Here is a 19,754-nt window from a genome sequence, read left to right as displayed (position 1 = left end):
CTATCGTGCATTTAGCGCCGCAGCGCCGTGAATGCCGCCAGTTCCCATGACCTGAACCCCAGCAGCAAGGTATAGCCATCGCGCTCGGCGGCCGGCAGGCGCCGGTCGTTCAGGTGCAGCCGTGCCAATTCTGCCGCCAGGTGCTCGATCTTGAGCGACAGTTCTTGTGCACTGGCTGGTGACAGCCGCGCCGGCAGGCACATCAGCGTCTCGCCCGCGCCATCGAAGCGCCCGGCAAAATAATCCTCTACCACATGCGCGCGGAAGAACTGCTGCACCGGCCCATCCGGCAGCCAGCGGAATGCGTTCGACACCCGCAGCTGGTAGCGGTTCAGCGGCTTGAGTTCGATCAGTCCCAGCCGGTCGAGTTCGGCGAGCAGGGTGATGCATTCGGCTTCGCCCAGCTGATAGGTCTCGATCACCTGTTCCACATTCCAGTGACCGAGGCAGCAGATTGCCATCAGGAGCAGGCGCGGATTGGCCACCAGCGAACGCTCTTGCGGCAGGCTCAGCGCGTCGAGCCGGGGCCGGGTATCGAGGGCGCCGCGCAGCAGTTCTTCCAGCGGGATGCCGGTGGCCTGGCAAATCTCGGCCAGCCGCGACAGCGCCATGTCTTTTTGCCCGAACATGCGCTTCACGCTCGATTCGCTCACGCCGATGCGTTCGGCCAGCAGCTTGTAGGTAATGCCAGCCGCGCGCAGCCGGGCGCGCAGGGCGTCGAGGATCAGGTCGGGTGAGCTCATGGGTCCAGTGATGAATGACGACGGCTGACTCTACCGTTGAACAAGGGCGCGAACAAGGCGCATGCGACGAATGGCATCCAGCGCCGATGAATAGCCGGAACAAGGTGGAGTGCAGGATTGTGAGTCCTGACGTCGCTGGACAGCGCCCAGCGACGGAAGTCCCCGCGTTGAGCGGACGCGGGGCGAGGAGTTTGGTGACTACGCGTGCTCGGTTTCCTCGGCAATCATTGCCAAAGCTGCGCGCGAGATGAATCCGCTGCGGGTTTCGTGTCTCGCTTCTGCAAAGCTATCGATTTTCTTCAAGACGAAACGCGGAATGGAAATATTAATCCTTTCGGGCTTGGAGTCGAACTTTGACGCATCGATATCCACCAAAGCCCAGATCGCCCCAAAGAATTCTTCATTGGAAACAAGATCCTGGATCTTCGAGGTCTTGAAATCCAGGGGCTCGCCGCTCTCCGCCAAGACTTCATAATGGCTGTAGATCGCCTCCTTGGCGTTCTTGATTGCATCGTCGATCGTCTCACCCCAGGAATAACATCCTTGGACATCAGGAACTGTCACGCCATAAACGCTATTTTCATCCTTGTGAATTGCGATTGGCATTTCCATTTTTAATCCCATCATGTAAAAGGTCGCGGAGACCGGCCTACCGTAATCCAGCTTTCTTGAGAATGCCATTCACCGTCCCAATCGGCAAATCTTTCTTTGGATGAGGCACCGTGAGAATCAGCATACGGTCGGGGTGTTTGAAGGTGTGATGGCTTCCGGCTATACGAACCTCATGCCACCCTGCCGCGGTCAGCATCCGAATCAAGGTTCTTGAATCCATCAGGATTCCTTCACGTTTGCGTCTTGGTGTGTGTAATTTTACACACGAATGTCGCGTGATGTGTGATTGGTCGTAAAAAAGCGGGCACCGAAGTGCCCGCGAAGGAGAAATGTTTACAGCACGAATGCGGACTCAGTCATCGTCGTCCGCCACCAGCTTGACCTTCTTGAGCACCCGCTTCGCTTGATGCCGCTCGCTCGACAAGGGCTTGGCATGCGGCCCGGCCGCACGTGCCTTGGCCAGCGCGGCAATCGGATTGCGCGGCTTGCCGAACTGCTGCGAGGGTTCGACCCGCAGCCGCATCTTTTGCCGTGTCGCCAATGCCTTGTTCGCCATGCGGGACTCCGGGGAAAATTATTACAGCACGTAGCGCGACAGGTCTTCGTTAACCGCCAGCGCGTCGAGCCGTTCATTGACATAGGCCGCGTCGATCCGCACCATCTGGTCCTTCTCGGACCCGGCGCTGAACGAGATTTCCTCGAGCAGCTTTTCCATTACCGTGTACAGGCGGCGCGCGCCGATGTTCTCGGTGCGCTCGTTGACCGAGAACGCGATCTCGGCCAGGCGGTGGATGCCTTCGTCGACGAACTCGATCTTGACGCCCTCGGTCGCCAGCAGCGCCTCGTACTGCTTGGTCAGGCTGGCGTGGGTCGAGGTCAGGATGCTCTTGAAATCGTCGATCGACAGCGATTCGAGTTCGACGCGGATCGGGAAGCGGCCCTGCAGTTCCGGGATCAGGTCCGACGGCTTGGCCAGGTGGAACGCGCCCGAGGCGATGAACAGGATGTGATCGGTCTTGATCATGCCGTACTTGGTGTTCACCGTCGTGCCCTCGACCAGCGGCAGCAGGTCGCGCTGCACGCCGGCGCGCGAGACGTCGGCGCCGCCGTGTTCGGAACGGGTTGCGATCTTGTCGATCTCGTCCAGGAACACGATGCCGTTCTGCTCGACGTTGGCGATCGCCTTCTGCTTGAGTTCGTCTTCGTTGATCAGCTTGGCGGCCTCTTCGTCGACCAGCAGCTTCATCGCGTCCTTGATCTTGAGCTTGCGCGCCTTCTTGCGCGCATTGCCCACGCCGGCGAACATCGACTTGATCTGTTCGGTCATTTCTTCCATGCCCGGCGGCGCCATGATTTCCATCTGCGGCGCAGCTTCCGCCACCTCGATCTCGATCTCGCGGTCGTCGAGCGATCCTTCGCGCAGACGCTTGCGGAAGGTCTGGCGCGTGGCTTCCCCCTCTTTTGGATCGCCATTGCCATTGCTGGCGTTGAAGCCGAAGTCGCGCGCCGGCGGCACCAGGATGTCGATGATGCGGTCTTCGGCCGCGTCCTCGGCGCGCTGGCGCACCTTTTTTGCCTCGCTGGCGCGGGTCTGCTTGACGCCGATGTCGATCAGGTCGCGGATGATGGTGTCGACGTCGCGGCCGACATAGCCCACCTCGGTGAACTTGGTCGCCTCGATCTTGATGAAGGGCGCATCGGCCAGCTTGGCCAGGCGGCGCGCGATCTCGGTCTTGCCCACGCCCGTGGGGCCGATCATGAGGATGTTCTTGGGCGTGATCTCGTAGCGCAGGCTTTCGTCGACCTGCTGGCGGCGCCAGCGGTTGCGCAGGGCGATGGCGACGGCCTTCTTGGCCTTGCCCTGGCCGACCACATGCTTGTCGAGTTCGGACACGATTTCCGGTGGGGTCATGTTCATGATGCTGCTCATATCAATCCAGGGTCTCGATGATGTGGGACATATTCGTGTAGATGCACAGTTCGCCGGCGATGGTGAGCGCCTTCTTGACGACCTCGCTTGGGGCCATGTCGGTGTTCTCGTACAGCGCCTTGGCGGCCGACTGGGCGTAGATGCCGCCCGAACCGATGGCGCCGATGCCGTCTTCCGGTTCCAGCACGTCGCCGTTGCCCGTGATGATCAGGGTCGACTCGCGGTCGGCCACCAGCAGCATCGCTTCCAGGCGGCGCAGCACGCGGTCGGTGCGCCAGTCCTTGGCCAGCTCGACCGAGGCGCGCAGCAGGTTGCCCTGGTGTTTTTCCAGTTTGCCTTCGAAGCGGTCCAGCAGCGTGAACGCGTCGGCGGTGCCGCCGGCGAATCCGCACAAGACCTTGCCCTGGTACAGCTTGCGCACCTTGCGCGCCGAGCCCTTCATGACCACATTGCCCAGCGTGACCTGGCCATCGCCGCCCAGCGCGACCTGGTTGCCGCGCCGCACACTGACGATGGTTGTACCGTGAAATTGTTCCATTTTGACCTCGTGATGTTCTAGCCAACAGCAGGTGGGGATCGTGCGCGCGATTGCAAGATTAGCTCTGCCTTAAATGCTCGAAGCCAAGTGCGCGCCGGTAGCGGCTGACGGCTGACGGCTAATCGCGAGCTAGTATCGGTGCGGATAAAGCCGCACGCCATCGCCGGCGCCGAGCAGGCGCAGCAGGGCGGCGACGAGATGGTTCAGTTCGCGCAGCTCGACCGCGCGTCCGGCGGCGGCATGCGCATCCAGCCGCGCCAGCAGGCTGCCGGCGCCGGCGTAGTCGATGCGCGCCAGCCGCGAGCAATCCAGCACCAGCGTCTCGCGCCCCTCGGCGTAGGCATCGATGGCCGCCAGCAGGCTTCCATCCGCGCCGCTCACGAGCGCCGGCAGCATGAAGCGGTCACCGTGGCCCGGTGCCGGCGCGGCGGTGGACACGTGGAGCGGGGCTTCGAAGGAGGGCGGCGACACCTCGTAGGTGACGCAGTAATCCATCGCCGCTTCCTCGAACTGTTTTTCGCGGTGGGTCAATAGCAGCAGCTCGAGCAGCAACAGCCACGGCGCCGGGCTGGCGCCGCGCTGGCCGATGACCAGCATCGGGCGCAGGGTGGCGAGCAGGGTGTCGGCGCCGGCCAGCACCAGCTCGCGTCCGCCGGTCTGTTGACGGCGCAGGTCTTGCAGCGCCGCCAGCAGGCAGGCGGCGCCGTCGGCGTCGATCGCCGTGACCCGGCCGAAATCGAGGCGCACGAGCGGCGCCGTCGCCTCCAGCACGCGCTCCAGGCGCGGCGCGACGGTGGCGTCAAGCATGGGGCCGAAGGTTTCGGCCGTCGCCAGGCCGGCATGGGCACGGGTCGTATCCAGCGCCGCCGGCAGCGGTTTCCAGGCCGGCGGCGAGGTCTCGAAATGGCTGGCGTAGTCGATGGCCACGCTCTCGAAAGCGTCTTCGCGGCCATCGGCCTGGTACAGGTCGAACAGCATCCACCATGGCAGGCGCTCGGCGTGGCCCAGGGTCGGCAGCGAGGCGCGCAGCAGTTGCTCGGCAGCGCCCGCCTGGCCGTTGGCGTACAGGATGGCGCTTTCGTCGACCGCCGGCGCGCTGGCGGGCGCCGCGGCCTGGTCCGGGAGGTCGTGCTCCGGGTGCACGGCGCCGTTGGCCGGGCGGCGCGCGGCGCTGCCCCAGGCCGGCTCGTCGTCGAACATGTCGGCAGCGAATTCGAGCTCGATCTCGTCGATCTTGGCGGCGGTGGCGCGCGCGATCTCGCGCTGGCGCTCGCGCTCGGCCTCGGTGTCCAGGCGCGATGGCTCGTCTCGCAGGCGCGATGGCTCGTCTCGCAGGCGCGATGGCTCGTCTCGCAGGCGCGATGGCTCGTCTCGCCTGCGCGACGGCTCGCCGCGCAGGCGCGACTCGGGCGGCGGCCAGTCGCGCATTTCCGCCGTATCGTTCTTTCTCTTCAGGAAGGAGAAAAGCCCCATGCTCACCGTTGTCAATTAGGCCAGACGTGCCAGACCATAGCACGAACCCTGCGCATGCATGCTGTGCGCACGCCGCCAGCGTTAGTGTATCCGAAGGGAAACGGACAGACCGCATGGCGCTTGAACCGTGCGCGGCCCTGTCGGCGCAACGGACGTGCAAACAAAAAAAGCATGCGAAGGGTCGCATGCTTTTTTGGTGGGCGCGGCGATAAATCAGTCGCCGTACAGTTTTTGCTTCAGCTCACGGCGCTGCTGGGCTTCCAGCGACAGCGTGGCGGTCGGGCGGGCGATCAGGCGCGGGATGCCGATCGGTTCGCCGGTTTCTTCGCACCAGCCGTATTCGCCGCCGTCGATCGACTGGATCGATTGCTGGACTTTCTTGAGCAGCTTGCGTTCACGGTCACGGGTGCGCAGTTCGAGCGCGTGCTCTTCCTCGATCGTCGCCCGGTCGGCCGGGTCGGGAACCAGGACGGTTTCGCGCAGGTGTTCCGTGGTTTCGCCGGCGTTCTTCAGCAGTTCCTTCTCGAGTTCCTGCAGGCGGTTCTTGAAGAACGCGAGCTGGGCCGGATTCATGTAGTCGTCATCGCCCATCGCCCGAATCTCTTCTTCCGTCAGGAGGCGTTCTTCGGGGGCGGTATTCGGTTTCGTTGTTTTAGTCATGATGCCTTCGATACGACAGAGGTTTTCATTTTATCAGCTTGTCAATTTTGCAACCGATTAAGGTGTGCATCGGGACAAGCTTCCTTGATGGCGACCTGGCGCCATCCCATCTCTGGCCGCGCCGCATATGCAGCAAGGACAGTTCGCTACAGCAGGCTGGCGGCTAGTATATAGCGCACCGGTCCGTCCGGCGAGTAGGCTGCGACAAACTGTCGCAGCAGTCGTCATGCGTCCTTAACCGAGCCGGTCAAACCGATGTAGTTTATACCAAACATTGTTCAAGTCCGCGGACAAATACGTCTTTTGGTAAATTCTTGCCAATAAACACCATCTTGGTGGCAGGCGTCTCGTTTTCGCCCCATTTCGGCCCGACGTCGCTACCCATGATTTGGTGTACGCCCTGGAACACGACCTTGCGGTCCACGCCTTCCATCCGCAGCACGCCTTTATAGCGCAACATTTGCGGCCCGAATACCTGCACCAGGCTGCCGAGGAATTGCTCCAGGCGCTCGGGATCGAAGGCACGCTCGCTCTTGAACACGAAGGCGGCGATGTCGTCCGTGTGGTGGCCGTGGTGGTGGTCGTGGTTGCAGGCTTCGCCATGCGCATGGTCGTGGCCGCAGTGGGCGTGATCGTGATCATGGTCGTGATCGTGGTCCTCTTCGACTTTCAGGAAGTCGGGGTCCAGTTCCAGCTTGTCGTTCAGGTTGAAGCCGCGCAGGTCGAGCACATCCGAAATCGGCGCCCGGCCGAAGTCGCTGGTCGCGATCGGGGCGCGCGGGTTGATGCGGTGCAGGCGCGTCTTGAGCGCCTCGACGGCGGCGGCATCGACCAGGTCGGTCTTGGATAGCAGGATCTTGTCGGCAAAGCCGACCTGGCGCTGGGCTTCCTCGTTCTGGGTCAGCTGGTCCATTGCATGGCGGGCGTCGACCACGGTGACCACGGCGTCGAGCAGGTAGTTAGCGCCTACTTCTTCGTCGACGAAGAAGGTCTGGGCGACCGGGCCCGGATTGGCCAGGCCAGTGGTTTCGATCACCACGCGGTCGAACTGGATCTCGCCGGCGGCGCGTTTCTGCGCCAGGCTGTTCAGGGCCACGATCAGGTCGCCGCGCACGGTGCAGCAGATGCAGCCGTTGTTCATCTCGACGATTTGCTCGCTCGCATCCTGCACCAGGATTTCGTTGTCAATATTCTCCTGCCCGAACTCGTTTTCGATGACGGCGATGCGCATGCCATGCTCTTCTTGCAGGATGCGGTTGAGCAGGGTGGTTTTGCCCGCGCCGAGGAAGCCGGTCAGGATGGTGCTGGGAATCAGGTCCATTGGTTCGCTACTCGTGTTGGGGGTTGGACAAAAGAACCGGGGGATTATGCCGCAATTCCTGCAAGCTCACCATGAAGCGTGTTCGGTGTTGATCGAGTTCAAACCATCCACTGGAAGATGTGGCCGGAATGGCGCGCCTGCGTCAGGCCTTACTTGCCTTGGCGCGAGGATGGGCCGCATCATACACCTTCGACAAGTGCTGGAAGTCCAATGCCGTATAGATCTGGGTCGAGGTGATGCTGGCGTGGCCGAGCAATTCCTGCACCGCGCGCAAGTCGCCCGAGGATTGCAGCAGGTGCGAGGCGAAGGAGTGGCGCAGCACGTGCGGATGCACGTGGACCGGGGTGCCGGCGCGCAGCGCATGCTGCTTGAGCCGGCCCTGCACCACGCGCGGCGAGATGCGGGTATCGCGCGCCGACAGGAACAGGGCGGCGCTGCCGTCGCGCGCCGCGGGACGCACCGCCAGCCAGGCCGCCAGCGCTTCGCGCGCCGGGCCGCCGACCGGCACCCGGCGCATCTTGTTGCCCTTGCCGGTGACCACCACTTCGCCGGCCTGCAGGTCGAGCCAGCCGAGCGAGGCCGGCTGGCCGGCGCGTGCATCCTGCCAGGCGAGGTCCAGCCCAGCCAGCTCCGATACCCGCAGGCCGCTCGAATACAGCAGCTCGAACATGGCGCGGTTGCACAGCTCGAAGGGTTCGGCGTGGCCGCGTGTATTTGCTTCCATCAATTGCACGGCATCGTCGACGGCCAGCGCCTTGGGCAGGCTCCGGGGGCGTTTCGGGGCGTGCACGCCGTCGACCGGGTTGGCCGCCAGCGGGGTCTGGTTCGACAGCCAGGCATAGAAACCGCGCCAGCCGGACAGCTTGCGCGCGATCGTGCGCGCCGACTGGCCGCCGGCATGCAGCTTGGCGGCGTAGCGGCGAATGTCGACATGGGTCAGCCTGGGCCAGTCGTCGTGGCCGGCCAGCCTTGCGAGCTCGGCCAGGTCGCGGCGGTAGGCGGCGACCGTGTGCGCCGACAGCTGGCGCCCGGTGGCCAGCTCGCCCAGGTAGCGCGCGACCCAGTCCATGGCCCCTGGCTCAGGCGCGCAGCGGCGCCAGCGCGGTGGTCGAGGTGGCGGCGATGTGGACCAGGAAATCGGTCGACATCGCGGTCGTGAAGCGCGCCGGATCGGGCGAGCCCAGCACCAGCAGGCCGACACTCTGGCCCGGTTGGCCCAGCGGCAGCATCACGGTCGAGCGGATCGCATCGGCATCGTCGAGCCAGCGCACCGCCTCGAAATCGTTGTTCGGGCCGCAATACGGCGCGCGCAGGCTGTTGGCGAAGATGCGCGCATCGTCCGACACGCCCTGGGCGAACCATTCGCCGGCAAATTCCGGCGCTACATTCCACAGACGCAGGGTCACTTGCGGCACGATGAAATGGGTGCGCAGGCCGTCGGCCAGGTCGCGCGCCATGGCCGCGCCGCCCTTGGAGACCAGCAAGGCCTGGGTCCAGGCGTGGAAGCGGTTGGCGATGCCGGCGTTTTCCTCGGCGCGGCGCGACAGGTCCGACAGGCGCAGTTCGAGCGCACGGAATTTATCGCGCATCACTTCCATCTGCCGTTCCTGCAGCGACACGGCGCGGCCGGTGAGGGGGCTCGACAGTTTCACTTCGCCCAGCAGGCCGGCGTGCTCCTGGAAGAATTGCGGGTGATCGATCAGGTATTGCGCGACAGTGTTGGCGTCCAGTGGGGCGATGCTCATGGGGAATTGGGTGGTGGAAAGAATCGAAGCATTTTACCCGACGCGGGCATGGTGCCGAAGTTTTAAGATATAACAAAAAAGACGCCCGAAGGCGTCTCGATCGTGCCCGAAAGCCGTCAGAAGCGGTGACGGATGCCCATCTGCAGGGCGCGGCCGTCGGCGCCCGGCGCTTCGGTGAAGCCGCCCGGGTTGCCCGAGGTGCCCGGCGAATACTGCGCCTCGTTGTCGTTCTTGATGAAGGCCAGCGCCGTGTACAGGTCGGTACGCTTGGACAGGTAATAGTTGTAGCCGACCGCATACAGGTTGGCGTCGCTGTTCGATGCCGTGCGGTCGTTCTGGTGCGCGTACGAGGCCACGATGCGGCCGTTGCCGATCTTGTAATGTGCGCCGACCTGGTAGCTGTTGGCGTCCTGCTGGGTGTTGGCGCTGATGTTGGTCGCGAAGATCGCGCGCAGGCCCTGCTGGACCGGAACCGGAATGCCTTGCGCGACCAGCGCCGGTACCACCGCCTGGTCCCAGCCGCCCAAATAGTCCGGCAGCAGCGCGGAATTCTGGTTGCGCTGGCTGTGGAAGCCGGCGAAGAATTTCCAGCTCTCGCCCAGGGTATAGGAGCCGCCCACCGTCAGGGTGCGCAGGCTCGGACGGTTCTGGAGGTCGTAGCCGTGGTTGTAGCCGACGCCGACATCGAAGCCGTTGGCCTTGTAGGTGATGGCACCGGCGCGGAATTTCTTGTAGCGGCCGAGGTAGCCGGAATTGCGCGCGCCATACATCACCGAGCCGCCCAGGCCGTTCGGCAGGGCGATACGGTACTGGATCGCCTCTTGCGAGCGGATGTCGGCGCCCAGGGCGGTGAAGCCGGCGGTGCCTCCCGTGACGTGGCCCCAGGTGCCGGCGGTGCCCGATTCGAAGGCGTCGGCCATATTGAACACCTCGTAGCCCGGGGTGTACATGCGGCCCAGCATGATGGCGCCGATCGGGGTGATCAGGCCGACCATCGCGGTGCGGTCGAACAGGGCTTTTTCCTGGTTGACGGCCGGTGCGCCCGGCGGTTGGATCGTCGCCTGCAGGCGGTCGCGGATGGCTTGCGGAATCTGTTCCATGCCGCGCAGCAGGTAGCGGCCGGGATTATCGTTCATCAGGGCCGGCTGCTGCGAGCCGTTGTCGAGTTCGACCCGGGCCTCGAGATTGAAGATGGCCTTGTAGCCGTTGCCCAGGTCTTCGCTGCCCCGGATACCGAGGCGGGAGCCATCGGCACCGCCACTATAGACCTTGGTCGGTCCGCCTTTTTGCCACATCACGCCGGCATCGGCGATGCCGTAGATCTGGACGCTGGTCTGGGCCAGGGCGGAGCATGCAAACGTAGCGCCGAGCAGGGCGGCGATCAGGCTTTTCTTCATCGTGTCTCCATATTATTTTCTTGGGGCGATGCATGAGCTCGCTTCTCCAATATGCCATTGCCCTTGCGCACTGTACAGAACGCTCGTTCGCGAAATCGCAGAGGAGGAGATGTCGTTGTGAAAACACGACATGAACGGGCAATAAGCTGCGTTTCCGGCCTGTTCCCGGGAGCGTCCATGCAGGAAGGATGAGAGAAAAACCTGGCGTCAGAACGTGTGGTGGATGCCGATGTCGTACTGGTTGACCGTGGCCGGATTGTTCCGCAGTCCCTTCTTGCGCGAGGCGTCAATATAGAGATAGGTGCGTTTGGACAGGCTGTATTCATACCCCAGCGACAATTGCCTGACCTTCTCCAGTCCGTCGCTGTCTTTCTGGCCATAGCCCGCTAAAAATTTGCCAGGACCGAAGGTGTAGTTGGCGCCCAGCACCCACGACCGGGTGTCCGTATTGAGCAGGCGGGTATGGTCTTCGTCGAGCCGGGTGAACGTGCCCATGAGCTTGAGCCCAGGGGTGGCCTGGACCGAGGCGCCGACCGACCAGACCTTCGATTCGATCGCATTGCGCTCATATGCCGCCATCAGGGCGGCCGGGCCGTGGCTGTAGGTGGCCGAGACCGAGAACGGATTGGCCGACGCTTCGGCGCCGGCCGGGTATTGCGGCGCACCGGCGCTGCCGCGGCCGATGATGGCGACGCCGCCATTGCTTTCCTTGGTCGCGAGCGCGGTATTGAGCTGGAAGCCATTGACGACCGGCGAGTTGTACCAGACGGCGTTCGACCAGCGGTTGCCGGAAGCGCCTACCGGATCGAGCGGCTGCGAGCTGTAGCCGGCGACGCTCAGATCGGTATGGAAGCCGCCCTCGGTCGGGATCGCATGAAAGGGTTCGAAGTTGCCGATGGTTTCGTGGAACGGGGTCAGGCCGCGGCCGATGCGCAGCGTGCCGAAGCCGCCCTGCAGGCCGACCCGGCTCTGGCCCTGGAACAGCGCGCGCCGGTTGCCATCGGGGCCGACTTCGCTGCTGCCGGTATCCGGCTCGTACCGCATCTCAATGTGGAACAGGGCCTTGAAACCATTGCCCAGGTCTTCGGTGCCGCGAAAGCCAAGGGTATTGGCGGCGCGCTTGCCGATGCTCACGTCCTGGCCGCTGCGCTTGACGATGCCGGCATCGAGGTTGCCGTAGACTTGCACCGAACCCTGCGCATGGGCCGCACCGGCGCAAGCACCAAGCAGTGCGACGGCCAGGAGGGATTTCTTCATCGATTTTTCCCCGCATCAGGATAACGCGTGCAATCGGCCCGTTGGCAAGACGGACGCCGCTTCGTCACCTTGATTGTTTCAAACTTCAGGACCAGCTATTCGGTCGATTATCAGCGGCAGGCTTGGTAGATCGCCAATAAATCCAATTGTGCTGTTGTATTTTTGAAACGCGCTTCATCATGCGTGTAACAAATCCCGGGTTTTTCGCATCCGGGACAGGAATGACGGCGTTTCTCGGTAAGGCGGCCACGAGCGCTAGCCCTTGATGTGCGTCCAGCAGGGCCGGTTTCATCCGTTTGACTCTGCTTTGCGCCGGCTCAACTCAGCCCAGAATCGAATCGAATCGCTGGTGTCCGCGGCTTAGACTTTGGCCTCTACACACGGGGGACGACAGGGCTTGTCAATACCTTGTATATTGGCAAGCTCGCCAGGCCGGTGCGCCTTGGGGCAGACCGGTCGTCATGCCGTCGCCGTTGCGTGTTGCCGATTCACTTTTTTACTGTATTCCAACGATGGCTAACCGCGAAGAACTGGCGATCATTCGCAACGCCCGCGCCGGGCAGGTGGCGGCCCAGCTGGAGCTGGGCAAGCTGTATTTGTTCGGCAGCGCCGGACTCCCGCAGAGCCTGCCGACGGCCCTGCACTGGCTCGAACGTGCGGCCCGGCAAGACTGTCCACCAGCATGGCAGTTGATCGGCAACCATATTCCTCTTGAACTAGCTCAGCGCAACGCAGCCGCAGTCGCCCAGTGGTACGAGCGCGCCTACGACGACGGCAGCCTGCATGCCGGCCTGGTATTCGCCCAGCTGGTGCTCGATGCAGCGCCGGCGGCGGCCCAGCAGCAGCCGAAGGCGGTGCGGGCGCTCGAGGACGCGGCGCGCGCGGGTTTCCAGCATGCGCAGTGGATGCTGTCGCAACGCCAGGGTAAGCAAACCCAGCCTGCAACGCGGGCGCCGGCGCCCAAGGCCGACACGCCAGGCGCCACCGGGCGCACGCCAGCGCGTTCGCCTGACCCCGACGGGCGCCAGCCTGGCGCCGGCAGCGCGCAATACGCCGCCCTCGACGCGGCTTGGGCGGCGCGGCGCTGGGACGACTACCTTGGCCGCGCCTTGCCGCAGGCACGCGCGCTGGTGAACGAGCGCGGCGAACAGGGCGAGATGCGCCGTTTCGCACCCGACGAGATCACGCTGCTGTCGTGCTGCGCGCGTCTGCTCGATCCGGCGCTCGACGGCGTGAGCGGCCTGCCGGCACTGGACGCCGGCGCCGTGGCCGCGGTCTGCCGGCCGGGCGAACCGGCCGTGTTCTGGGAACTCGCCGCGGCCGAGCACGACTGCCACGCCCAGCTGGCGCTGGGCCTGCGCCATGCGCGCATGCGGGTCGACGGCCGGCGTTGCGCCAGCGGCGCTTGCCCGGTCAATGCCCAGGCGGGCAGCGCCCCGGTGGCCAATTTCAAGAAGGCGATCCGCTGGCTCACGCTGGCGGGAGAGCAAGGCCTGGCCGAGGCCTGGTATGCGCTGTCGCGCATCTATATCAAGCCCGAGTTTTCGCAGCGAAACGTGGCCGACGCCCAGCGCTACCTGGAACGGGCCGCCGAGATGGGATACCGCGACGCCCAGCTCGAGTGCGGCCACAATGCCTGGCGCGCGCGCCGCGAAAACGAGAGCAACGACGTGCGCGCCGTGTACTGGTTGCAGAAGGCGGCGGCCCAGGGCTCCCCAGAGGCCGTGGAACTGTTGCGCAAGATCGCGCCGCGCGCCGCCAGCGCGCCGTATACCGAGACCGGCCGGCTGCTGGCCAGCCACGCCGACGCGCTGGCGGCGCATCCGCTGCTGGCCGCGCGCATCGAGCTGGCGGCGCTGTTCGATCTCTCGCGCGCCGAGGCGCTGTTGCTCGACGTGGGCGCCGCCGACCAGGGCCATTGCCTGGTCATCGACATCCGCGCCAGCTACGGCCGCAGCAAGCGGCGGCTGGTGATGGTCGAATCGACGCAGCAGCGCGAGGCGCTGGACCGCATCGTGCGCCTGTTCGAACAGGTCGACTGCGGCCCGACCGGGCCTGAAGGAAACTACCGGCAGCGCCTGTACCGGTTGCGCACCCTGCTCAATGTGGCGATGCCCGGCAACGACGACGATGGCGGGGGCGACATCGAGCTGGCTGCATGAGCGCCGAGGCGTGGAAGGCGCCAACTGGAACATGAATGGTTGCTGCACATAGGTGACTTGAACGCGTGGAAGGCAGACCCTTCCACCCTACGCAGGCAGAAAAGAAAAAGGGCGCCGCTGCGCCCCCGAATGCGAGATCGGCTGCGTCAGATCTCGATGTCGCCCTCGAATACCGACACCGCCGGTCCGCTGAGGTAGACCGATTGACCCGGCCCCGCCCAGGCGATGCTGAGTTCGCCCCCACGGGCCGATACGCGCACCGGCGAATCGAGCAGGCCGCGCCGAATACCTGCCACCACCGCCGCGCAGGCGCCGGTGCCGCAGGCCAGCGTCTCGCCGGCGCCGCGTTCATGCACGCGCAGGCGAATATGATGGCGGTCGACCACCTGCATATAGCCGGCGTTGACGCGCTTTACAAAGCGCTCATGGTGTTCGATCAGCGGGCCGGTCTGTTCCACCTGCGCGGTGTCGACGTTGTGCACGACCTGCACCGCATGCGGATTGCCCATCGAAACCACCGAGATCTGCACCGCCTCGCCGCCAACCGGCAAGGGCCACAGCGTGTCCTCACCCTCGGGCTTGCCGTTCAGGCCAGCGCTGTCGAACGGCACCTCGGCGGGATCGAGGCGCGGGGCGCCCATGTCCACCGTCACGCTGCCATCGTCTTCCAGGCGCGGGTTGATGATGCCCGACATGGTTTGCACGCGGATGCTGCGCTCGCGGGTCAGGCCTTGCTCGAGCACGAAGCGGACGAAGGCGCGCGAGCCGTTGCCGCATTGCTCGACTTCGCTGCCATCGTTGTTGAAGATGCGGTAGCGGAAGTCCACGCCGTCCTGGTTCGGGCGCTCGACGACCAGGATCTGGTCGGCGCCGATGCCGAAGCGGCGGTCGGCCAGGCGCTGCCATTGATCGGCCTGCATGCCATCGACGTCGATCGGCTGGTTGATGGCATCGATCACGACGAAGTCGTTGCCGGCGCCGTGCATCTTGGTGAATTTCAATTTCATAGATTAATCATACAGCGAAGGTTCGCCCGGCGGACGGGTCTTGAAACGCTTGTGGGTCCAGAAGTATTGTTCCGGCGCCTCGCGCACGCGCTCCTCGATGAAGGCGTTCATGCGGCGGGTCGCTTCGACCATATCGTCGCCCGGATAATTTTCCCACGCAGGGTAGAAGCGCACGCGCCAGCCCTGGTAGTTCGGCAGATAGGTGGCGATCACCGGGATCACCTTGGCGCCGGTGGTCGCGGCGATGCGGCCCAGCGCCGTCAGGGTCGCCGCCTGCACGCCGAAGAAGGGCACGAACTCGGCATCCTTCTCGCCGAAATCCATGTCCGGCAGCATGAAATAGGGCAGGCCGTCGCGCAGCGCGCGCAGGATCGGCTTGATGCCTTCCTTGCGTGTCACCAGCCGCACCGGGCCGTAGCGTTCGCGGCCGTGGCGCAGCAGGCGGTCGAAGGCTTCGTTTTTCTGCGGCACATACATGCTGCACACCGGGATCACGCGCGAGGCGACGCCGGCCACGTCCAGGCACACGAAGTGCGGGCACAGCAGGATCGTGGGGCCGGCTTCCATCTCGGCCTGCGGCACCGCCGGCTCGACCTGGATCAGGCTGCGCACCCGCTCCTCGGGCGCCCACCACAGGATCGAGCGCTCGACGATACTGCGCGCGTAGGCACGGAAATGGCGGCGCGCGATGTCGCGCCGCGCCGCTTCGTCGAGTTCGGGCATGGTCAGGCGCAGGTTGGTCAGCGCGATATGGCGCCGCCGGCCCATGATCACGAACATCAGGCTGCCGATCGCTTCGCCGATGCGGCCCAGGATGGGCAGCGGCAGGAAATGCAGCAGCCACAGTACACCGAGCAAGAGCCTCATGCCGGGACCTCGCTGTCGGGTCCGGCCACGCCGTCCGGCTGCTTGTAGCGGTTATAGCTCCAGAAATATTGGGCCGGCGCACGAGCGATCAGCTGCTCCATGGCGCGGTTGATCGCCGCCGCCTGCTCGGCCGCGCTGCCGCCCAGATCGCCATCGAAGGGGACGAAGCGCACGATATAGCCGGCGCCGCGAGGACGGCGTTCTGCATACACCAGCAGGATGTCGGCCTTGCCCAGCTGGGCCAGCTTGGCCGGCAGGGTCATCGTATAGGCGTTGCGGCCGAAGAAAGGCGCCCACACGCCTTCGCCTTCCTGCGGCACCTGGTCGGGCAACAAGCCGATCGGCTGGCCGCTCTTGAGCGTCTTGGCCAGGATGCGCACGCCGGACAGGTTGGCCGGCGCCAGGAGCAGGTTGTGGCGCGCACGCGCGCCTTCGACCAGCGGCCGGAGTGCATCCTTGCGCGGCGGACGATACATGACCGTCAACGCGGTCTTGAGCGCGATTTGCTGCGCCGTCATTTCGAAGCAGCCCAGGTGTGGCGTCAGGAACACAATGCCGCGGCCGGCGTCGAGTTTTTCCTGGACCAGTTCCCAGTTTTCCACCGTGGCATGCCTGGCAACCCGTTCCGGCTTGGCGCACCACACGAAGGCGAGCTCGATCGCGGCCTTGCCGGCTTCGGAAACGGCCTGTTTCCAATGCCCGTCATAGCCGGCCTGGGCCAGGTTGGCGCGCAGCCGGCGCTTGTACGACGGCGACAGCCAATACACCAGCCAGCCCAGCGCTGCGCCGAGCGCGTGCAAGAAGGACAAGGGGAAAACAGATAATATTCGGAAAATTACTACTAGCATGTCGATTGATGGGTGTCGAAGCGCATCAGCATAAGCGCGTGCGTTTCCACACCAAAATTCCAAGGAAGCGTAAAATACCACTTTATGCTGGATCCGCCGAGTTAACAGACAACTTGCGAAGCGGAATATAAATTTCGCTAAAGCGTCGCAGGCAACAGTTTGCTGCGGCAATTCATGTACACAGTAACTGGAGCCTACATGTCGAACGACTACCTCTTTACTTCCGAATCCGTCTCCGAAGGCCACCCGGACAAGGTCGCTGACCAGATTTCCGACGCCATCCTCGACGCCATCTTCGAGCAAGACCCGCACGCGCGCGTTGCCGCCGAAACCCTGTGCAATACCGGCCTGGTGGTGCTGGCCGGCGAGATCACCACGCATGCCAACGTCGACTACATCTCGGTGGCGCGCAATACCATCAAGCGCATCGGCTACGATAACACCGATTTCGGCATCGACTACAAGGGCTGCGCCGTCATGGTCTGCTACGACAAGCAGTCGCCAGACATCGCCCAGGGCGTGGACGAAGGCGCCGGCATCGACCTCGACCAGGGCGCGGGCGACCAGGGCCTGATGTTCGGCTACGCCTGCGACGAAACGCCCGAGCTGATGCCAGCCGCCATCTATTACGCGCACCGCCTGGTCGAGCGCCAGTCGCAGCTGCGCAAGGATGGCCGCCTTCCATGGTTGCGTCCGGATGCGAAATCGCAGGTCACCCTGCGTTACGTCGACGGCCGCCCGGTCGCGGTCGACACCGTGGTGCTGTCCACCCAGCACCACCCTGACGTCACCCATTCGCAGATCGAAGAAGCCGTCATCGAAGAAATCATCAAGCCGACCCTGCCGCGCGAGTGGCTGGAGAAAACCCGCTTCCTGGTCAACCCGACCGGCCGCTTCGTCATCGGCGGCCCGCAGGGCGATTGCGGCCTGACCGGCCGCAAGATCATCGTCGACACCTACGGTGGCGCAGCCCCGCACGGCGGCGGTGCGTTCTCGGGTAAAGATCCGTCCAAGGTCGACCGTTCGGCCGCCTATGCCGCACGCTATGTCGCCAAGAACATCGTCGCCGCCGGACTGGCGCGCCAGTGCCAGGTGCAGGTCAGCTACGCGATCGGCGTGGCGCGTCCGATCAACATCACCGTGTACACCGAAGGCACCGGCGTGATCCCGGACGACAAAATCGCGGCCCTGGTCAACGAGCACTTCGACCTGCGCCCGAAAGGCATCGTGCAGATGCTCGACCTGCTGCGCCCGATCTACACCAAGACCGCGGCCTACGGCCACTTCGGCCGCGAAGAACCAGAGTTCACCTGGGAACGCACCGACAAGGCGGCCGAACTGCGCGCTGCAGCGGGCCTGGCATAAGCGTTCAATACTGTAGGGTTGGCGGCTACGCCGCCGACGCGGTGATTGTTATCGGCGCCGATTGCGCGCCGCATGATTTGACCGCCAACTTTATCAGCGCCGATTTCGCGCCCGATGATTTGACCGCCAACTATCACCGCGTCGGCGGCAGAGCCGCCGACCCTACGCGGCGTTGTTCCTTCCGCCGTTCAAGCGTGCTAAACTACCCCGTTCCGAGGAGCGTTGCGACAGAGAGGTCCCTCTTTGCCAGGCTCGGATATCACAGCAACTGCGCTCACGTTACTTTTTTCTAAACATTGAAAGGAGGGCGTGATGAACGCCGTACTCAAAGATTCCCAAGACTACATCGTCACCGACATTTCCCTGGCAGCCTGGGGCGAGAAGGAAATCCGCATCGCCGAAACCGAGATGCCGGGCCTGATGGCGATCCAGGACGAATACGCCGCGACCCAGCCGCTCAAGGGCGCGCGCATTGCCGGTTCGCTGCACATGACCATCCAGACCGCGGTCCTGATCCGCACCCTGGAAGCCCTGGGCGCCACCGTGCGCTGGGCATCGTGCAATATCTATTCGACGCAAGACCACGCCGCCGCGGCCATCGCCTCGGTCGGTACGCCAGTGTTCGCCGTCAAGGGCGAGACCCTGGACGAGTACTGGGAATACACCCACCGCATCTTCGAATGGCCTGGCGACGCATCTGGCCAAACCTACGCCAATATGATCCTGGACGACGGCGGCGATGCCACCCTGCTGCTGCACCTGGGCGTGCGCGCCGAGAAAGACATCTCGGTGCTCGACAAACCAGGCTCGGAAGAAGAAATCTGCCTGTTCAACGCGATCAAGGGCCGCCTGGCCCGCGATCCGTCGTGGTACTCGAAGCGCCTGCCAGAAATCAAGGGCGTGACCGAAGAAACCACCACCGGCGTGCACCGCCTGTACCAGATGCACCAGGAAGGCAAGCTGGCCTTCCCGGCGATCAACGTCAACGACTCGGTCACCAAGTCGAAGTTCGACAACCTGTATGGCTGCCGCGAATCGCTGGTCGACGGCATCAAGCGCGCCACCGATGTGATGGTCGCCGGCAAGATCGCCGTCATCGCCGGCTATGGCGACGTCGGTAAAGGTTCGGCCCAGGCCATGCGCGCGCTGTCGGCCCAGGTGTGGGTCACCGAAATCGATCCGATCTGCGCACTGCAGGCGGCGATGGAAGGCTATCGCGTCGTGACCATGGACTACGCCGCCGAACACGGCGACATCTTCGTCACCTGCACCGGCAACTACCACGTCATCACCGAGCAGCACATGCTCAAGATGAAAGACCAGGCCATCGTCTGCAATATCGGTCACTTCGACAACGAAATCGAAGTCGCTGCACTCAAGAAATATGAGTGGGACAACATCAAGCCGCAAGTCGACCACGTCATCTTCCCGGATGGCCATCGCATCATCCTGCTGGCCGAAGGTCGCCTGGTGAACCTGGGTTGCGGCACCGGCCACCCGTCGTACGTGATGAGCTCGTCGTTCGCGAACCAGACCATCGCCCAGATCGAGCTGTTCATGAACACCGCGCAGTATCCGGTGGGCGTGTATACCTTGCCGAAGAAACTGGACGAGAAAGTCGCGCGCCTGCAGCTCAAGAAGCTCAACGCCCAGCTGACCACGCTGACCGAAGAGCAGGCGAACTACATCTCGGTGAGCCAGGAAGGCCCGTACAAGCCGGAACACTACCGTTACTGATCGGTAGCCGCTTGTAATCATGTGAAACGTCCTTCGGGACGTTTCGCTTATCTAATAACCGGATGCCGCATTGCTGACGATGCGGCATCCGC

The 19,754-nt window shown here is 64.1% G+C and carries 19 protein-coding genes and 1 riboswitch; of the genes, 3 read left to right on the top strand and 16 right to left on the bottom strand.

Annotated elements, in window-relative coordinates; all coding sequences use genetic code 11:
* Positions 1-11: 11 nt before the first annotated feature.
* The 13 genes from E8M83_RS06125 to E8M83_RS06065 form a co-directional block, all read right to left on the bottom strand.
* A complete protein-coding gene (locus E8M83_RS06125; RefSeq protein WP_137172484.1) occupies positions 12-743 on the bottom strand; it encodes a helix-turn-helix domain-containing protein in 732 nt (243 codons plus the stop codon).
* Between the two features lie 198 nt (positions 744-941).
* Complete coding sequence (locus E8M83_RS06120; RefSeq protein WP_137172483.1) at positions 942-1,355, bottom strand: type II toxin-antitoxin system HicB family antitoxin; 414 nt, start codon at positions 1,353-1,355, stop codon at positions 942-944.
* Between the two features lie 37 nt (positions 1,356-1,392).
* The gene (locus E8M83_RS06115) at positions 1,393-1,575 is read right to left on the bottom strand and encodes a type II toxin-antitoxin system HicA family toxin (RefSeq protein WP_137172482.1); all 183 of its coding nucleotides are present in this window, start codon (positions 1,573-1,575) and stop codon (positions 1,393-1,395) included.
* Positions 1,576-1,707: 132 nt separating this feature from the next.
* Complete coding sequence (locus E8M83_RS06110; RefSeq protein ID WP_137172481.1) at positions 1,708-1,911, bottom strand: hypothetical protein; 204 nt, start codon at positions 1,909-1,911, stop codon at positions 1,708-1,710.
* A gap of 21 nt (positions 1,912-1,932) precedes the next feature.
* Complete coding sequence (gene hslU / locus E8M83_RS06105) at positions 1,933-3,273, bottom strand: ATP-dependent protease ATPase subunit HslU (RefSeq protein ID WP_137172480.1); 1,341 nt, start codon at positions 3,271-3,273, stop codon at positions 1,933-1,935.
* A 13-nt stretch (positions 3,274-3,286) separates the two neighbouring features.
* The gene (gene hslV / locus E8M83_RS06100) at positions 3,287-3,823 is read right to left on the bottom strand and encodes an ATP-dependent protease subunit HslV (protein WP_137172479.1); all 537 of its coding nucleotides are present in this window, start codon (positions 3,821-3,823) and stop codon (positions 3,287-3,289) included.
* 129 nt (positions 3,824-3,952) lie between these two features.
* The gene (locus tag E8M83_RS06095) at positions 3,953-5,251 is read right to left on the bottom strand and encodes an STAS domain-containing protein (RefSeq protein WP_170976708.1); all 1,299 of its coding nucleotides are present in this window, start codon (positions 5,249-5,251) and stop codon (positions 3,953-3,955) included.
* Between the two features lie 258 nt (positions 5,252-5,509).
* A complete protein-coding gene (gene dksA, locus E8M83_RS06090) occupies positions 5,510-5,956 on the bottom strand; it encodes an RNA polymerase-binding protein DksA (protein WP_137172477.1) in 447 nt (148 codons plus the stop codon).
* Between the two features lie 262 nt (positions 5,957-6,218).
* The gene (locus E8M83_RS06085) at positions 6,219-7,277 is read right to left on the bottom strand and encodes a GTP-binding protein (RefSeq protein WP_137172476.1); all 1,059 of its coding nucleotides are present in this window, start codon (positions 7,275-7,277) and stop codon (positions 6,219-6,221) included.
* 142 nt (positions 7,278-7,419) lie between these two features.
* Positions 7,420-8,346, bottom strand: a complete 927-nt coding sequence (xerC, locus tag E8M83_RS06080; protein WP_137172475.1) for a tyrosine recombinase XerC — start codon at positions 8,344-8,346, stop codon at positions 7,420-7,422.
* Positions 8,347-8,356: 10 nt separating this feature from the next.
* Positions 8,357-9,022, bottom strand: a complete 666-nt coding sequence (locus E8M83_RS06075; RefSeq protein WP_137172474.1) for a DUF484 family protein — start codon at positions 9,020-9,022, stop codon at positions 8,357-8,359.
* Between the two features lie 116 nt (positions 9,023-9,138).
* Complete coding sequence (locus E8M83_RS06070; protein ID WP_137172473.1) at positions 9,139-10,419, bottom strand: porin; 1,281 nt, start codon at positions 10,417-10,419, stop codon at positions 9,139-9,141.
* Positions 10,420-10,626: 207 nt separating this feature from the next.
* Complete coding sequence (locus tag E8M83_RS06065; protein ID WP_137172472.1) at positions 10,627-11,676, bottom strand: porin; 1,050 nt, start codon at positions 11,674-11,676, stop codon at positions 10,627-10,629.
* Positions 11,677-12,188: 512 nt separating this feature from the next.
* Here E8M83_RS06065 and E8M83_RS06060 point away from each other — a divergent pair.
* Entirely contained in the window at positions 12,189-13,838 is a 1,650-nt protein-coding gene (locus E8M83_RS06060; protein WP_137172471.1) for an SEL1-like repeat protein, read from the top strand.
* 146 nt (positions 13,839-13,984) lie between these two features.
* Here the strand turns inward: E8M83_RS06060 and dapF are convergent, their stop codons facing one another.
* From dapF to E8M83_RS06045, 3 genes are read right to left on the bottom strand one after another with little or no spacing between them, the layout of a single operon-like run.
* Positions 13,985-14,845, bottom strand: a complete 861-nt coding sequence (gene dapF, locus E8M83_RS06055) for a diaminopimelate epimerase (protein ID WP_137172470.1) — start codon at positions 14,843-14,845, stop codon at positions 13,985-13,987.
* 3 nt (positions 14,846-14,848) lie between these two features.
* The gene (locus E8M83_RS06050; RefSeq protein ID WP_137172469.1) at positions 14,849-15,712 is read right to left on the bottom strand and encodes a lipid A biosynthesis acyltransferase; all 864 of its coding nucleotides are present in this window, start codon (positions 15,710-15,712) and stop codon (positions 14,849-14,851) included.
* The gene (locus E8M83_RS06045; RefSeq protein WP_137172468.1) at positions 15,709-16,560 is read right to left on the bottom strand and encodes a lysophospholipid acyltransferase family protein; all 852 of its coding nucleotides are present in this window, start codon (positions 16,558-16,560) and stop codon (positions 15,709-15,711) included. Before E8M83_RS06045 ends, E8M83_RS06050 begins: the two co-directional genes overlap by 4 nt.
* Positions 16,561-16,758: 198 nt before the next feature.
* Here E8M83_RS06045 and metK point away from each other — a divergent pair, with 198 nt between their 5' ends.
* Together metK and ahcY are read left to right on the top strand one after the other, a co-directional pair.
* Positions 16,759-17,925, top strand: a complete 1,167-nt coding sequence (metK, locus tag E8M83_RS06040; protein ID WP_137172467.1) for a methionine adenosyltransferase — start codon at positions 16,759-16,761, stop codon at positions 17,923-17,925.
* 208 nt (positions 17,926-18,133) lie between these two features.
* Positions 18,134-18,208, top strand: a riboswitch (S-adenosyl-L-homocysteine riboswitch).
* Positions 18,209-18,237: 29 nt separating this feature from the next.
* A complete protein-coding gene (ahcY, locus tag E8M83_RS06035) occupies positions 18,238-19,662 on the top strand; it encodes an adenosylhomocysteinase (RefSeq protein ID WP_137172466.1) in 1,425 nt (474 codons plus the stop codon).
* Positions 19,663-19,754 lie beyond the last annotated feature (92 nt).

The sequence above is a fragment of the Massilia sp. HP4 genome (assembly GCF_005222695.1).
Classification (GTDB): Bacteria; Pseudomonadota; Gammaproteobacteria; order Burkholderiales; family Burkholderiaceae_D; genus Telluria.
This window is presented reverse-complemented; position numbering and strand designations above follow the sequence as displayed.

Bases quoted from the DNA above. Each gene is read 5' to 3' on its own strand.
- E8M83_RS06095 (WP_170976708.1), bottom strand. From the start codon at position 5,251: ATGCGCGACTGGCCGCCGCCCGAGTCGCGCCTGCGCGGCGAGCCGTCG.
- E8M83_RS06050 (WP_137172469.1), bottom strand. From the start codon at position 15,712: ATGAGGCTCTTGCTCGGTGTACTGTGGCTGCTGCATTTCCTGCCGCTG.
- E8M83_RS06065 (WP_137172472.1), bottom strand. From the start codon at position 11,676: ATGAAGAAATCCCTCCTGGCCGTCGCACTGCTTGGTGCTTGCGCCGGT.
- E8M83_RS06110 (WP_137172481.1), bottom strand. From the start codon at position 1,911: ATGGCGAACAAGGCATTGGCGACACGGCAAAAGATGCGGCTGCGGGTC.
- E8M83_RS06075 (WP_137172474.1), bottom strand. From the start codon at position 9,022: ATGAGCATCGCCCCACTGGACGCCAACACTGTCGCGCAATACCTGATC.
- dksA (WP_137172477.1), bottom strand. From the start codon at position 5,956: ATGACTAAAACAACGAAACCGAATACCGCCCCCGAAGAACGCCTCCTG.
- xerC (WP_137172475.1), bottom strand. From the start codon at position 8,346: ATGGACTGGGTCGCGCGCTACCTGGGCGAGCTGGCCACCGGGCGCCAG.
- E8M83_RS06045 (WP_137172468.1), bottom strand. From the start codon at position 16,560: ATGCTAGTAGTAATTTTCCGAATATTATCTGTTTTCCCCTTGTCCTTC.
- E8M83_RS06120 (WP_137172483.1), bottom strand. From the start codon at position 1,355: ATGGAAATGCCAATCGCAATTCACAAGGATGAAAATAGCGTTTATGGC.
- dapF (WP_137172470.1), bottom strand. From the start codon at position 14,845: ATGAAATTGAAATTCACCAAGATGCACGGCGCCGGCAACGACTTCGTC.
- ahcY (WP_137172466.1), top strand. From the start codon at position 18,238: ATGAACGCCGTACTCAAAGATTCCCAAGACTACATCGTCACCGACATT.
- E8M83_RS06085 (WP_137172476.1), bottom strand. From the start codon at position 7,277: ATGGACCTGATTCCCAGCACCATCCTGACCGGCTTCCTCGGCGCGGGC.
- E8M83_RS06125 (WP_137172484.1), bottom strand. From the start codon at position 743: ATGAGCTCACCCGACCTGATCCTCGACGCCCTGCGCGCCCGGCTGCGC.
- E8M83_RS06115 (WP_137172482.1), bottom strand. From the start codon at position 1,575: ATGGATTCAAGAACCTTGATTCGGATGCTGACCGCGGCAGGGTGGCAT.
- metK (WP_137172467.1), top strand. From the start codon at position 16,759: ATGTCGAACGACTACCTCTTTACTTCCGAATCCGTCTCCGAAGGCCAC.
- hslU (WP_137172480.1), bottom strand. From the start codon at position 3,273: ATGAACATGACCCCACCGGAAATCGTGTCCGAACTCGACAAGCATGTG.
- E8M83_RS06070 (WP_137172473.1), bottom strand. From the start codon at position 10,419: ATGAAGAAAAGCCTGATCGCCGCCCTGCTCGGCGCTACGTTTGCATGC.
- E8M83_RS06060 (WP_137172471.1), top strand. From the start codon at position 12,189: ATGGCTAACCGCGAAGAACTGGCGATCATTCGCAACGCCCGCGCCGGG.
- hslV (WP_137172479.1), bottom strand. From the start codon at position 3,823: ATGGAACAATTTCACGGTACAACCATCGTCAGTGTGCGGCGCGGCAAC.